This is a genomic window from Butyrivibrio sp. VCD2006 (assembly GCF_000423925.1).
Lineage (GTDB): Bacteria > Bacillota > Clostridia > Lachnospirales > Lachnospiraceae > Butyrivibrio.
On the sequence record NZ_AUIX01000003.1, the window covers coordinates 133,656 to 147,520 of the forward strand.

Annotated in this window: 15 protein-coding genes; all 15 read right to left on the reverse strand. The window is 41.2% G+C overall.

Going from position 1 to position 13,865, the window contains the following annotated elements; translation table 11 throughout:
• Window positions 1-8: 8 nt before the first annotated feature.
• A complete protein-coding gene (gene hypD / locus G586_RS0103330) occupies window positions 9-1,055 on the reverse strand; it encodes a hydrogenase formation protein HypD (RefSeq protein ID WP_026526571.1) in 1,047 nt (348 codons plus the stop codon).
• 3 nt (window positions 1,056-1,058) lie between these two features.
• A complete protein-coding gene (locus G586_RS0103335; protein ID WP_026526572.1) occupies window positions 1,059-1,277 on the reverse strand; it encodes a HypC/HybG/HupF family hydrogenase formation chaperone in 219 nt (72 codons plus the stop codon).
• A gap of 19 nt (window positions 1,278-1,296) precedes the next feature.
• Entirely contained in the window at window positions 1,297-3,735 is a 2,439-nt protein-coding gene (gene hypF, locus G586_RS0103340; RefSeq protein WP_026526573.1) for a carbamoyltransferase HypF, read from the reverse strand.
• 2 nt (window positions 3,736-3,737) lie between these two features.
• The gene (locus G586_RS0103345) at window positions 3,738-4,253 is read right to left on the reverse strand and encodes a 4Fe-4S dicluster domain-containing protein (RefSeq protein ID WP_026526574.1); all 516 of its coding nucleotides are present in this window, start codon (window positions 4,251-4,253) and stop codon (window positions 3,738-3,740) included.
• A 29-nt stretch (window positions 4,254-4,282) separates the two neighbouring features.
• A complete protein-coding gene (locus G586_RS0103350) occupies window positions 4,283-5,368 on the reverse strand; it encodes a hydrogenase large subunit (protein ID WP_026526575.1) in 1,086 nt (361 codons plus the stop codon).
• 20 nt (window positions 5,369-5,388) lie between these two features.
• Window positions 5,389-5,721, reverse strand: a complete 333-nt coding sequence (locus G586_RS0103355; protein WP_026526576.1) for an NADH-quinone oxidoreductase subunit C — start codon at window positions 5,719-5,721, stop codon at window positions 5,389-5,391.
• Window positions 5,721-6,395: an NADH-quinone oxidoreductase subunit B family protein gene (locus tag G586_RS27325; protein WP_026526577.1), complete on the reverse strand. Its 675-nt coding sequence runs from the start codon at window positions 6,393-6,395 to the stop codon at window positions 5,721-5,723. The genes G586_RS0103355 and G586_RS27325 overlap by 1 nt, the downstream gene beginning before the upstream one ends.
• 11 nt (window positions 6,396-6,406) lie before the next feature.
• Complete coding sequence (locus G586_RS0103365) at window positions 6,407-7,273, reverse strand: respiratory chain complex I subunit 1 family protein (protein WP_035772353.1); 867 nt, start codon at window positions 7,271-7,273, stop codon at window positions 6,407-6,409.
• Window positions 7,273-9,210 carry an NADH-quinone oxidoreductase subunit 5 family protein gene (locus tag G586_RS0103370; RefSeq protein WP_242831961.1) on the reverse strand — a complete coding sequence of 646 codons (1,938 nt, stop codon included), beginning with the start codon at window positions 9,208-9,210 and terminating at the stop codon, window positions 7,273-7,275. Before G586_RS0103370 ends, G586_RS0103365 begins: the two co-directional genes overlap by 1 nt.
• Before the next feature lie 140 nt (window positions 9,211-9,350).
• Entirely contained in the window at window positions 9,351-9,788 is a 438-nt protein-coding gene (locus G586_RS0103375) for a MarR family winged helix-turn-helix transcriptional regulator (protein WP_026526580.1), read from the reverse strand.
• Window positions 9,789-9,945: 157 nt separating this feature from the next.
• Window positions 9,946-10,233 (reverse strand): cell division topological specificity factor MinE, encoded by a 288-nt coding sequence (gene minE / locus G586_RS0103380; RefSeq protein WP_026526581.1) that lies wholly within the window; start codon window positions 10,231-10,233, stop codon window positions 9,946-9,948.
• A gap of 15 nt (window positions 10,234-10,248) precedes the next feature.
• Window positions 10,249-11,037, reverse strand: coding sequence for a septum site-determining protein MinD (gene minD, locus G586_RS0103385; RefSeq protein ID WP_026526582.1), 789 nt, complete (start codon window positions 11,035-11,037; stop codon window positions 10,249-10,251).
• A gap of 22 nt (window positions 11,038-11,059) precedes the next feature.
• The gene (locus G586_RS21605) at window positions 11,060-11,815 is read right to left on the reverse strand and encodes a septum site-determining protein MinC (RefSeq protein WP_051204472.1); all 756 of its coding nucleotides are present in this window, start codon (window positions 11,813-11,815) and stop codon (window positions 11,060-11,062) included.
• A 101-nt stretch (window positions 11,816-11,916) separates the two neighbouring features.
• Window positions 11,917-12,867, reverse strand: coding sequence for a translation elongation factor Ts (gene tsf, locus G586_RS0103395; RefSeq protein ID WP_026526583.1), 951 nt, complete (start codon window positions 12,865-12,867; stop codon window positions 11,917-11,919).
• Window positions 12,868-13,017: 150 nt separating this feature from the next.
• Window positions 13,018-13,761, reverse strand: coding sequence for a 30S ribosomal protein S2 (gene rpsB / locus G586_RS0103400; protein ID WP_026526584.1), 744 nt, complete (start codon window positions 13,759-13,761; stop codon window positions 13,018-13,020).
• Window positions 13,762-13,865 lie beyond the last annotated feature (104 nt).

A 13,865-nucleotide genomic window follows, 5' to 3' on the forward strand; every position in this document is an offset into this window, starting at 1 on the left:
TTTATTCCTTATCTCTTTTTCCTTCCGGAAATATAGTAGTTATAGCAGCTTCCCTCAGTAGAAACCATACATGCACCATGAGCATCCTCAGGCGTACATTTTTTGCCAAACAAAGGGCACTCTTCCGGTGAGATTTCGCCTGTTAAGACTCTCGCACAGCTGCATCCGGGAGGCATATGATCCTCATCGAGTCCATAGCTTCCGGCATCATATTCTCCGTACTTTTCTTTAAGTCTCATTCCGGAACCGGGTATCATTCCCATCCCGCGCCAAGAAGCATCGCAGGGTTCAAAAAACTCTTCGACCGCTTCTCTTGCTGATTCATTTCCATTTTCTGAAACAGCACTCTTGTAAACGTTCTTTAATCCGGGCTTATCTCTCATTCCGCAAAGTGCATAAACAGCAGCTAAAAGTCCCGGCCCGTCAAAGCCTGCTACCACAAACGGAAGTCCTGTTTCCTCGGAAAGCTGTTTAAACAGGTCAGAGCCTGTTATGACGCTGACATGCCCGGGAGCAAGAAAACCATCTATATTGTCGGTATTTTTACAAACCCACCTTATGACCTCGGGCATCGTCTTAAGCGACGTCAAAAGCTTTAAATTATGAACATCCTGCGCAATAATCTCTTTTAAAACCATTGCATAAACAGGGGTTGTTGTCTCAAACCCTATAGCAGCAAACACATAATTTCTGTCAGGATTTTTTGCTGCCATTTTAACCGCATCCATGGGGGAATAAAGCATTTCGACACGTCCGCCCATGGCTCTTGCATCAGCAAGGCTCATCTTTGAGCCTCTTACTCTGATAAGATCACCAAATGTAAGAACTGTTGTGTTCTCAGTAAGTGAAAGCTCGGTAAGCCGGTCAATAACTGCAGTAACTGTTACACAGACAGGACAACCGGGTCCTGAAATAAGATGTATTTTCGGAGAAATCATTCCATGGATTCCGTTCTCGGAAATTGCAGCGGTATGTGTCCCGCATACTTCCATGAATCTGAGTTCCTCTCCATCATAGTCCTTTAGTTTTTCTTTAATCAGTTCTAATTTGTTCATATCTTAAATCTGAATATCCTCGATTTCACGGAAAAGCTCTTCCATTTCATCTGCCTCATCATCGCTCATTGTCTGGATGATGCAGCCTGCATGAACAAGAACTCTGTCTCCAATTTTAACCTTTACAAGTCCGGCTTCTGCCTCAACTGTATTTCCCGAGAAATCTACAGTTGCCTTTGTTCCGTTAAGTTCTACAATGCGACCCGGTATTGCTACGCACATATTTATATCCTTTCTAAACTCATAAATCAGCCAGATATATCTGACCTACACTAATTCCCTGATCATTAGTAGGAAAAACGCGGTTATAGTATACCACAAAACCTTCTTTTACAAGTAACCTTTCACATAATCCCAAAAGAAGTCTGTTTGTAAACACACCACCCGAGAGGCATATATCTCGGATTCCGCATTTTTCACTTATTCGAATGCATAAATCTTTGGTGATCTCTGCAAGGGCATAATGAAATGCATACGCAAGTCTACCTGTATTCTCGCTTGCCAAGTTACAAACCATATACTCTAACACCCTACTTATATCAGGGATGAGCCTTCCATCCTTTTCATTTAGAACTACCATATCCGAAAAAATGCGCTCTTCGATGTATTCCCCGCAAAGGATGTCCTCTGATGTCTTATCATAAAAGCTATAGTTTCCAGATACTTTATCCAGATACTCCTCGGCAGCATTTTGAAGTCTTATTGCACATTCACCTTCATACGAATTATAATCGCATACACCTAAAATACAGCTTACAGCATCAAATAAGCGCCCCATACCGGAATTAGGATGGGCATTTATGTTATTCTCTAGTGCTGATTTCAAAAGCTGAAGCTCTGAATCCTTAAGCATTTTTGCCGGAATATCAAGTCCTGCATCGTAAAGATAACAGGCAGCGGAAACCCTGGCATTTTTCATAGCCTCGTCCTGTCCGACTATTCTTACAGGCTTAAAGTGTGCCGCTCTCTCAAATTCTCCGCCTCTGCAGATGAGGAACTCACTTCCCCATATCGTCTTATCAGTTCCAAAGCCTGTTCCATCAAATGCGACTCCTATGCAATCCTTAAGTCCATGCTCAGCCATGACGGATCCAATATGTGCATGATGATGCTGAATTTGCTTAAATTCAATATCCTGATGTTTGTCTGCTAATATCTCTTCAGACTCTTTAGTATAGTCTTTTGCAATAGCTGTTGAATGATATCCCGGATGTAAATCTGCAATAATGATTTTTCTGTCCGCCTTTAAGTTGGCTGTCTTGAAAATCCTTTCAAAATCAGATAATTCCTTCTTCTGAAGCTTAAGGATACTATAATCCTCCATATCTCCGAAAAACTGACTTTGAATTATCTTATCTCCAAATCCGATTGCAAAAGCATTTTTAAGATCCGCACCAAAAGCTTCATATATCGCATTTTCTTTAAGAGTTTTCTCCAAAAAAAGAGGAAGTGGCACGTATCCTCTTGCTCTTCTTACAAACCTCGGAGATTCTTTTCCCTTACAATTCTTTATAATCTGAATAACAGAGTCATCAAGCGGCCTTAGAATCTCTCTTTCATTAAAAAGTACACCGTCTATCTTATCGAAGAATTTGAGGTTAAATTCCTCATCTGATATGATCATCGGCTCACCGGAGATATTACCACTTGTAACTATGAGTTCCTTAAATACTTTAGTAATAAGCTTATGAACTCCTGTAGATGGCAAGAAAGCTCCTATCTGTCTTGAATATCCACAGACATTTTCAGCGAAAGGATCCTCTTTTTTATCAAGAAGAACAATAGGTCTTGCAGATGATAAAAGATAGTCCTTTTCCATTTCCGATACATTACATATTTTTGCAATATCAGATAAATCATCGAACATAATAGCAAAGGGCTTTTGCTCACGGCCTTTAATTTCACGGAGCCTTTGCACAGTCTCAAAATTATAAGGACTTGCAACGAGCTGATATCCACCGATGCCCTTTAATCCGATTATTCCACCATTTTGTAGGATTTCAATTGCTCTAATGATGGCTTCATCGCCTTCACGAGTTTCTATATTTTCCTCGCATTCATGTTCATTACATTTCACCTTAGATGCATTGGACTTTTCTTGTAAGATCACTTGAGGTCCGCATTTGTGACAGGAAATTGTCTGTGCGTGCCTTCTTCTTCCCTCACCATATTCCAAACTGCATTCATTGCACATTGAAAAGACGTCCATTGTGGTCGTCTCTCTGTCATAGGGAAGTTCTTTTAATATAGTAAATCTCGGTCCGCAAGAAGCACAGCTTATCAATGGATATCTATATCGCCTGTCCTTTTTATCTAACAACTCTTTCATACAGTCAGGACATATTCCAATATCCGGTGGAAATACAGGGAGATATGTTTCATCAAATTCTCCGCTACTTCCTACAATACGAAAACCGGAATGTCTGCTCAGACTTTCCGGTTCACTACTTTTAAGATAATCCAATGATACATGTAAAACTATGCTTCCGGAAGGCGAAGAGTTTTTTAGTTCATTAACAAATGAACTGATTTTTTCTTCGTCTCCCTCGGCAATTATCTGGGCAATACCACCAAGATTTTTCACTTCTCCACTGAGCTCATATTTATTTGCAAGCTCTGCTACATACGGTCTGTATCCAACTCCCTGGACAGCACCGGTAACACGGATAAGTGCTTTCATTATCATTCATCCTTTTTCTCTGCTGCAGGTGCCTCTGCCTTAGGTGCTGCTGCATTTGCTGCGGGTGCTGCTGCATTTGCTGCAGGCGCATTACCTGCTGCAGCTGCCTTAGCTGCTGCTGCGGCTGCCGCACGTTCCTTAGCTGCCTTCATAAGAGCTTCCTGAGCTGCTATAGCCTTCTCAGACTGCTTGAAGGTCTTTGTAACCTTCTCTGATCCGGGCTCGGTAAAATGTGTGTCCATTGAAAGACATTTCTTAGGACAGTTATCTACACAGCATCTGCACTGAATGCAGCTCATAGGTCTTATTGACCATGTCTTTTCAGTCTTATCTACTGAGATAGCATGTGTAGGGCACTTAATAGAGCAAAGTCCGCAAAGTATGCACACGTCCATATCATTTTGTACATGACCGCGGGTACGCTCAGGATAAACCTTGGGCTCGAAAGGATATTTACGAGTCGCAGGCTTTGAGAACAGATTTTTAATTACTGTTGTATTAAAATTTATAAGACTCAAATCTTCCTACCTTCTTTCCCTAGTGTTAATTAGCGTTCTGTACAACTGATACAAGGATCAATAGTAAGTACAAGGATCGGTACATCTGCGAAGTCACAACCTGCAAGAATATCAACAAGTGCAGGAATGTTAGCAAATGTAGGTGTTCTAACTCTCATACGGTCAATAAACTTTGATCCGTTAGCCTTTACATAATAGAGAGCCTCACCTCTGGGCTGCTCAATTCTAGCCATATATTCACCGTTAGGGAACTGATTCGGCTTAACCGGAACATCAACAGCGCCTGCAGGCATCTTATCTATGCACTGACGCATGATGTCGATTGACTGATAAAGTTCCTTAATACGAACCACAGTACGAGCATATGAATCACAATCTGTGCTGATGATAGGCTCAAATTCAATCTTGTCATAAGCACAATATCCTGTGGATCTGATGTCTCTTGCAATACCGCTGGCACGAAGGAAAGGTCCTGCTGTTCCAAGAAGGTCAGCCTTCTCGGGAGTAAGGATACCAACACCAACAAGTCTGTTCTTAACAGCAACGTCATCAAAGAAAGGCTTGCTAACCATCTTAAGGCCCTCTTCGATACTATCAAGTCTCTGTCTGAAATCTCTAAGCATATCATCGGGAATATCACGACGAAGTCCGCCAATCTTCATTATTGAAAAGATTACACGGCCACCTGTAGCCATTTCAAACATATCAAGAATCTCTTCACGGATTCTCCAGCACTCCATATAAAGTGACTCAAATCCAAATGCATCTGCAAGAAGACCAAGCCAAAGCATATGTGAATGCATTCTTGAGAGCTCTGAAAGCATAGTTCTTAAAAACTTAGCTCTATCAGGCACTTCGAGGTCCATTATATGCTCAACAGCGTCACAGTAACCAAGTCCGTGACCAAGTGAACAGATACCGCAGATACGCTCTGCTACATAGACCATCTCATGAAAATCTTTTTTATCTACAAGCTTTTCCAGACCACGATGGATAAATCCAATGGAAGGAATAGCCTGAACAACCTTCTCATCCTCAAGTACCAGATCAAGGTGAATCGGCTCCGGCAAAACGGGATGCTGAGGTCCAAAAGGAATTACACTTCTAGTTGACATAAGTTCTCCTTATCAAATAATTATTTAAATGGTGTCTCAATCGCTGTGCGATAGAACTTTCCTTTGTAGTCAAGACTGATCATCTGGATATCAATTCCAAACAGATCATGCATCTCGTTTTCATACAGAAAAGCACAAGGGAATACATGGCTAATACTGTTTATCGGCTGTCCATCAGTAAGAATGATCTTTACCTGTAAAACATCAAGGGCCTTACCAAAGCTGTAAACAAGTTCATAGCCATCTGCTGTTCTTGTGGAGCACTGCTGCATAAGATGGTATCCGTCAAACTTAAGCCTCTGCGCCTCGTCGATGATTTCCTCCGCCTTAACAATCTTAAATTCAGTATTCATCAGGCGTTTCCTCCTTCATCTTTTTTAGGTGCAGCAGGAGCTGCGTTTGCAGGTGCCTTAGCCTGTGCTGCTGCAGGAGCTGCCGGCTTCGGTGCGGGCTTAGCTGTCTGTGCGATCTTAGCCTCAGCCTGCTCTCTTAAAGCCTCTTCTGTCAAAACTGCATCGTACTGGGTAGCCGGATCATAATCATCAGCCTTCATACGAACTGCAATCTTACTATAATCAACTGTGCAGTAGCCCTGCTTCATTGATTCCTTAACCTTTACTCTCTTTTCCTCGAGGATAGCAAGTGCCTTAACCACACCATCAATAAGTGCTTCAGGTCTTACTGCACATCCGGGAACATATACATCAACCGGAACTACCTTATCGGAACCTCCAAGTATGTTATAGCACTCCTTGAAAATACCGCCATCACAGGAGCAGATACCACAAGCGATAACAACCTTGGGATCAGGCATCTGATTGTAAAGCTGTCTGACAACCGGAGCTGTCTGTGCATTGATTCCGCCTGTAAGAAGGAGAATGTCAGCATGCTTGGGATTTCCTGTATTTATAATTCCGAATCTCTCAACGTCATAAAGGGGTGTCATTGTTGCAAGAACCTCAATATCACATCCGTTGCAACTGGATCCATCATAATGTAACACCCAGGGTGATTTTGAAATTTTCATAGTTTCTCCTTTTATTTAATAACACTTAAGATAAGCAGATTTGTTCCTGCTGTAACAAGGATTACAACCCAGCTTGAAACAAGCATCACCATGTATTTAACACGGGGGAATATGTTATCTATCAGTGTCTCCATAAGATAGAAAATAACGCATGCGATAAGAGCCCATACAATACTGATAGGATTATTGTAGATAAAGAACATAGCAACAATACCCATCATAAGAACTTCATCGTACCACTCTGCGATCTCATATAAAGCAAGGTTGGTACCGGAAATATCTGATGTAAGACCCTTAACCATCTCCTGGTGTGCGTGATGAGAAGTACTCATATCAAAAGGAGATTTTCTGAACTTAATTGTAAGTATGAACAAAAAGCCTAAGAGCATTCCGGGAATCTTGATAATTGCAGGTGCATTTGCCTGTGCAAGATCATTCACCATAAAGCTTCCGTTTGCTTCATAAAAGCCAATAGCAACAAGAAGGATCATGGGCTCATAGCACATCATCTGCATAAGCTCACGGTTTGCACCAAGTGCACTGTAAGGTCCGTTTGTTGAATATGCAGCAAGTACCATCATAACCTCTGACATAGACAGAGCGAAGAATACAAGCAGCATATCGCCGCCACCAAAGAAAAGTGCGCCTGTGAAAATAGTAAATATTGTGTAAGCGATCACAAAGAGAACCTGGATACTGTTAACAACAGTAGTCTGCTTTGCAAGAAGCTTAAATACATCATAAAAAGGCTGAAAAAGCGGCGGTCCCTGTCTTCTCTGCATTCTTGCTGATACTATACGATCGATTCCTTCCATAAGGCCGCCAAGTATCGGAGCAAGTAAAATATAAAGAACAACCTTAATAACTGTCATAATCATCAGATAGCACCTCCGCAAACTATAATCAGCATTACGATTACGATTATTGCAGAAATCACAATACTGGGTCCAAGAAGCTTATCCTCGCCGAAGTACTCAGTCATGTACCAGTTGGACATGTAAAGAGGTCTCTCATTGCCGAAAGAGTCAATATAATTACGGTCATCACCCGCATTAACTCCGGCTACATAGGACATAGTCATCTTACTCTTCTTACCGATGGCAAGAATTCTGCTTCCAATAGGAATAGCAAATATCATAGCTACCATGATCATCATGATGATGACATCGGAGCCACCGATTACATTAGGAATATTCTTGTGGAATGCTTCATTAAGAACAGGCTGTACCATAATGTCTGACATCTTAGGGAAAGCAAAACACATAATAACGATCAGCATTGTAAGCGGAACAAGAGAAATCTTCTCACTGTTGGGAGTGATATCCTCAAGCTCATATGACTGGTGAATTACTGTACAAATCTTACCAAGCCACTTTGCCCAATAGAAAAGTGTTGATCCTGAACCGAATACAAGGAAAAGTACCAGCCATACTGAGTTAGAATCAACGAAGGACTTAAGAGCTGCCCACTTTGAAACAAGCATTCCGAAGGGTGCCATGAACATTCCGCAGATACCGATGATCATGATAAATGCAAGCTTAGGAAGCTTAATGATAAGACCATGCATATCCTCGATATCACGGCTATGCATGCAGTTCTCAATATCACCGACTGTCTGGAACAGAAGTGACTTGGATACTGCGTGGAAAAGGATCAGCATTGTAGCTGCCCAAACACCCTCTGTAGTACCTGTGCCTGCGCAGGCTGTGATAAGACCAAGGTTTGAAATTGTTGAATAAGCAAGCACCTTTTTACCATCACTAACAGTGATTGCAAGAAGAGATGCTGCAAAGAATGTAAATCCACCGATAACAGTGATCATGATTCCTGTAAATGTTCCGTTAAGCATGGGTGAAAGTCTGATAAGCATGTACACACCAATCTTAACCATGGTTGCTGAGTGCAAAAGCGCACTACTGGGTGTAGGTGCAACCATCGCACCAAGGAGCCATCTTGAGAACGGGAACTGTGCACTCTTTGTAAGAGCAGCGAATGCTATAAGAGTAACAGGTACCATTACAAACATATTATCTCTAGGAACAAGTCCTGTGAGCTGACTCAAGTTGGAAATGCCAAGAACGAGATTGCAGATAAGAAGAGCCGCTCCAAATCCGCATCCTCCAAGAAGGTTCATCCACAGAGCTCTAAAGCTGTTATTAACAGCTTCTTCTGTTCTGGTATAGCCAATAAGAAGGAATGAACATACACTTGTGATTTCCCAGAAGAAATAAATCCAGCCGAGATTATCAGAAACAATAAGACCAAACATCGCACCTACGAATACAAACAAAAGTGCAAGGAAATAGTTTGATCTGTCATCAACATCTGTATGGTGATTGTGATAATCCTTCATATATCCCACAGCATAGATGCAAATAAGGATACCAACAATACCAACGATAAGAATCATAACTGCAGAAAGGAAATCCACTCTCAAATGAGGAGCTCCCTCAACAGCATATCCTGAGAGTTCCATTGCAAGAACAGGTATAGTTCCGATCATGGACAAAAGTATCGCATAATACTTTTTATATTTTATACTCAGGAAAATAACCACTGCCATGAGAAGTAACTCTCCGCCCATGATAATGTGGTCGTGCGGAGCAGTTGCAGTCAGATATGTATTGCGAGTAGTTCCCTTCATTGAAAGAACTCTTATGCCCACCATAATAGCGGTAGCCATAACGCTGAATCCTCCTACAATTGCAACGAAATTGCGCAGTAGTGATGAATTCTTAATGCAGAACATGAGAACTGCAATTACAAATGGAAAAAGAATCAGGAAACTTACTGCCTTTAAAATTGAAATAGTCAAAGATTCTCCACCCCTTTCAGGATAATATTTTGGGCATACTTCTAGTGCTGTTCTCGAAATGTGCCCTACATATACTACCACAAAACCCTAAGTTTTTCATAAAAAATTGTTATAAAAAAAACAAATTATTTATAAAAAATTTAGCGAACATTTGAAATTATCAGATAGAGCAATCTATAAAGTTCCTTAGCATCTTCAGGACTAAGTTTTACGCAGCTTCCAATCTTTTCCGGAATCACTTTTGCTTTGTCCTTAAGGGCCTCACCCTCCTCAGTTATTGAGACTAAAAGATTTCTCTCATCCGTCTTGGATCTTGTTCTTTTAATATATCCTTTGCTTTCGAGCTTTTTAAGAACAGGTGTAAGAGTACCTGAATCAAGGTAAAGACATTCTCCAAGACTCTTTACATTCATCTCCTTCTTATCCCAAAGTACCATCATAGTGATATATTGCGTATAAGTTAAATCTACCTCATCCAAAAACGGCTTATACGCTCTAATGATTTCTTTTGAACACGCATAAAGCGGAAAACACAACTGATTCTCAAGCTTTAATGCATCAAAATTCTCTTTACTCATTTTTCCCTCCGAAACAAAAAATTAAATTGCAAGCAATTATACTGCTTATTTATCATAGCATAATACTAGATAAAATCAAGTTTTTTAATAAATATATAATCAAAATTTAAATCAATTATTACAAAATTAAAGGATGCTTTAGCACCCTTTACATTTTTTATCCTTCAATATTATGCTTCATGTGCCTTATAGGAATATTTGCATATAATGCAGGTACAGTTTTACCGTCCGTATCTGCCCCCTCTGTTTCCATCTGAGTAAACTTTATATCAAGTCCTGTCTGGTCAACCTCTGCATACTTGGAAAGAACTTCAAGTATATCATTCTTTATTCGTTCCATAAGTTCAGGCGAGCAACTTTGTCTGTCAGAGACAAGAACAAGCTTTAAACGATCCTTAGCGGCCTGACTTGAAGTTTTTTTCTTAAAAATATCTGTCAGTTTCATGGCGAATCCCCCTTATCACCTAAGAAAAACGCTTGCAATAGCTGCAAACAAACCTTTCCTCTCTTCCAACTTAAGGAAAGGAACTGACTCACCAAGAATCCTTCGGCAAATATTCATATATGCCTGACCGGAAAGCGAATTATCACCTGCAAGAGGTTCTCCATTATTTGTCGCAATAACAATACTCTCATCATCGGGTACAACACCCAGAAGTTCAACGGCAAGAATATCTACAACATCATCAGCGCTCATCATATCTCCGCGCTTAACCATTTCAGGACGAATCCGGTTTACTACAAGCTGTGTCTTACCTATTTCATTTGCTTCAAGTAGTCCAATTATTCTGTCAGCATCCCTGACAGCTGAAACTTCGGGAGTAGTAACAACTATGGCACGCTCAGCACCTGCTATCGCATTCTTAAATCCCTGCTCGATTCCTGCAGGACAATCCATGATAACATAGTCAAAATCCTGCTTAAGTTCCTCCGACAGCTTTTTCATCTGGTCCGGAGTCACACTTGTTTTATCCTTAGTCTGTGCTGCGGGCAGGAGAAACAGGGTATCATATCTCTTATCCCTGATCATAGCCTGTTTAACCTTGCAACTACCCTCCACAACATCAACCAGATTATAAACAATGCGGTTTTCAAGCCCCATTACCACATCCAGGTTTCTTAGTCCTATATCAGTATCAATAAGAACAACCTTCTTATTCAGCTTCGCCAAAGCTGTACCGATATTAGCAGTGGTAGTTGTTTTTCCGACACCACCCTTGCCGGAAGTCACTACTATTACTTCACCCATAAAAAACCATCCCTCCAAAAAACTATTGTATAAAACGATTATCGCGCAAAAACGCTGAATCGTAAACCTCTTTTATGATATGTCCATCTAAAATATAGGCAACTTCGGTTTTCTTTTCAGGTTCACTCTTTTTAAAGCCCTTAAATTTGAGCTTCGGCCCTTCGTCCGAATCCGGTGATATCGCGATTTTATCAGCAATCCTGATCTGTAAAGGATCAAGTTCAAGTGCCATTACAAAAGTATCTTCATCACCTGACGCTCCGGAAAAGGCACTTCCCCTTAATGAGCCAAGCACAAAAATATTACCATCCGAAGTAACTGATGCTCCGGGCTTAACATCACCCATAATTACAATACTTTTCTCAGAGACTAATGTTCTGCCGGAACGAAGTGTACCGTAGTGAACAATAGCTTGTTCCTTAAGATTTTCCAATACTTCATCAATGTCAGGCTCTTGCTCAGCGGTTTTTTCTTCATTTTGTTGTAGTTCCGGTTGTTTTACATAGCTTGCGAAAATCCTGTCTGTATCAGGATCGTCTCTTAATACACAACAAACATTTATATTACAATTAGCTGAAATAACATCAAGAATTTCGTTCTCTTCTTTGTCGCATATATTTCTGCCTCTAATTATCATCCCCATAGAGGCTCTTCCAAGAAAAGATTTAGATTCTCTAAACTTCTTTGCTATCTCATCTATTAAGACATCAAATGATGCTGAAGAATTAAGTTCCAGAATTATTCCTGTTCCTGTACCTTTGAGATTAACCAACCCCATCTGCAATAACTCCTCCAAAAAACATTTTTCATTAAAATTCAGAAAAAAGCCCCTGCCGTTTAATAACGGCAAGGGCAATCAATTTTTATAATTGATAGGAATTACTGCATTCCTGCCTGCTTAGCAACTTCTTCTGCGAAGTTCTCTTCTCTCTTCTCGATGCCTTCACCGGTCTCAAAACGAATGAAACGCTTAATTGAAAGATTAGCACCATTCTCCTTAGCAACCTGTGCTACATACTGAGCAACAGTCTGCTTTCCATCTTCAGCCTTAACAAATACCTGCTGATTAAGGCAGATCTCCTTAAGCTCTTTCTGAAGACGACCCTCGAGCATCTTCTCGATGATCTGCTGAGGCTTTCTCTTTCCTTCAGGAAGCTCTTCGTTCTCCTTTGTAGCCTGAGCAAGAAGGATCTCCTTCTCGTGGTTTCTGAACTCCTCAGAAACATCATTCATATCAACATACTTAGGATTAAGAGCTGCAATCTGCATTGCGATGTTCTTGATAGCTTCCTTGATGTTATCGTTAACAACATCTGTATCAGCCTCAACAAGAACTGAAATTCTTCCGCCACCGTGAACGTAAGGAATTACGATTCCGTTCTCAGCTGTAACCTTCTCGAAACGACGAATGCTGAGCTTCTCTGAGATAACTGCTGTGATCTCGATAAGTGCTTCCTGAACAGTCTTAGAAGCATCTGCATTCCACTTCTCAGCCATGAAGCTATCCATATCCTTAGAATCAGATTCTACAGCCTGCTTAGCAACTGCCTCAACGAATGACTGGAACTGCTCGTTCTTAGCAACGAAGTCTGTCTCTGAGTTAACCTCTACAACTGCTGCTGTCTTGTCATCCTTAACAGCGATTCTTGTAAGACCCTCAGCTGCGATTCTGCTAGCCTTCTTCTCAGCCTTAGCCTGACCGTTCTTTCTAAGGAACTCAACTGCTGCATCCATATCTCCGTTTGTCTCGGTAAGTGCCTTCTTGCACTCCATCATACCTGCGCCGGTAGACTCACGTAACTCTTTAACCATTGCTGCTGTGATAGCCATGTATTTATCCTCCAAGATATTTGATTTTATCACCCTCATCCGTCAGCTTCGCTGACACCTTCTCCCTAAAAGGCGAAGGCTTTATATCTTCAACGAAAAAAGATTGATGAGTACATAATGATTTATATCACTAATATATTTCTAACAGAATTACTCTTCAGTAGCCTCAGCTGCCTCTTCCTCAACAGCATCCTCAGATGTGAGGTTCTCAGCACCCTGGTTAGCCTCGATAACTGCATCAGCCATCTTACCAACAAGAAGCTTTACTGCACGGATAGCATCATCATTACCAGGAATGATGAAGTCAAGCTCGTCGGGATCGCAGTTTGTATCGCCGATACCGATAAGTGTGATTCCAAGTGCCTCTGCCTCCTGAATGCAGATTCTCTCCTTCTTAGGATCTACTACGAAGATTGCATCAGGGATTCTCTTCATGTCGCGGATTCCGCCAAGAACCTTGTCAAGCTTCTCATATTCCTTCTTGAGCTGTGCAACTTCCTTCTTGGGAAGAACATCGAATGTTCCATCTTCCTGCATCTTCTCAAGCTTCTTAAGACGCTCGATTCTGCTCTGGATTGTACGGAAGTTGGTGAGCATACCACCAAGCCATCTCTCGTTTACATAGTACATACCGCAACGCTCAGCCTCAGACTTAACTGCATCCTGTGCCTGCTTCTTAGTACCAACAAAAAGAACTGTACCACCCTGTGAAGCGATCTCAAATACTGCCTTGTAAGCCTCGTCAACCTTAACGACTGACTTCTGAAGATCGATAATGTGGATACCATTTCTCTCTGTGAAGATGTAAGGAGCCATCTTAGGGTTCCATCTTCTTGTCTGGTGACCAAAGTGTACACCTGCTTCAAGTAACTGTTTCATAGATACAACGCTCATGTTATTACCTCCATTTGGTTAATCTTCCGCATATCTTTGCCTTTTGACCCGAAGGGGCGTTAGTTCCTTCGGAAGGTTCTCATCCTATCCATAAAGGACACCGG

Coding starts and splice junctions, on each gene's coding strand:
- G586_RS0103355 (WP_026526576.1), bottom strand. CDS start 5,721: ATGAATACTGAATTTAAGATTGTTAAGGCGGAGGAAATCATCGACGAG.
- minD (WP_026526582.1), bottom strand. CDS start 11,037: ATGGGTGAAGTAATAGTAGTGACTTCCGGCAAGGGTGGTGTCGGAAAA.
- minE (WP_026526581.1), bottom strand. CDS start 10,233: ATGAAACTGACAGATATTTTTAAGAAAAAAACTTCAAGTCAGGCCGCT.
- hypD (WP_026526571.1), bottom strand. CDS start 1,055: ATGAACAAATTAGAACTGATTAAAGAAAAACTAAAGGACTATGATGGA.
- hypF (WP_026526573.1), bottom strand. CDS start 3,735: ATGAAAGCACTTATCCGTGTTACCGGTGCTGTCCAGGGAGTTGGATAC.
- rpsB (WP_026526584.1), bottom strand. CDS start 13,761: ATGAGCGTTGTATCTATGAAACAGTTACTTGAAGCAGGTGTACACTTT.
- G586_RS27325 (WP_026526577.1), bottom strand. CDS start 6,395: ATGAAAATTTCAAAATCACCCTGGGTGTTACATTATGATGGATCCAGT.
- tsf (WP_026526583.1), bottom strand. CDS start 12,867: ATGGCTATCACAGCAGCAATGGTTAAAGAGTTACGTGAGTCTACCGGC.
- G586_RS0103350 (WP_026526575.1), bottom strand. CDS start 5,368: ATGTCAACTAGAAGTGTAATTCCTTTTGGACCTCAGCATCCCGTTTTG.
- G586_RS0103335 (WP_026526572.1), bottom strand. CDS start 1,277: ATGTGCGTAGCAATACCGGGTCGCATTGTAGAACTTAACGGAACAAAG.
- G586_RS0103375 (WP_026526580.1), bottom strand. CDS start 9,788: ATGAGTAAAGAGAATTTTGATGCATTAAAGCTTGAGAATCAGTTGTGT.
- G586_RS21605 (WP_051204472.1), bottom strand. CDS start 11,815: ATGGGGTTGGTTAATCTCAAAGGTACAGGAACAGGAATAATTCTGGAA.
- G586_RS0103365 (WP_035772353.1), bottom strand. CDS start 7,273: ATGATTATGACAGTTATTAAGGTTGTTCTTTATATTTTACTTGCTCCG.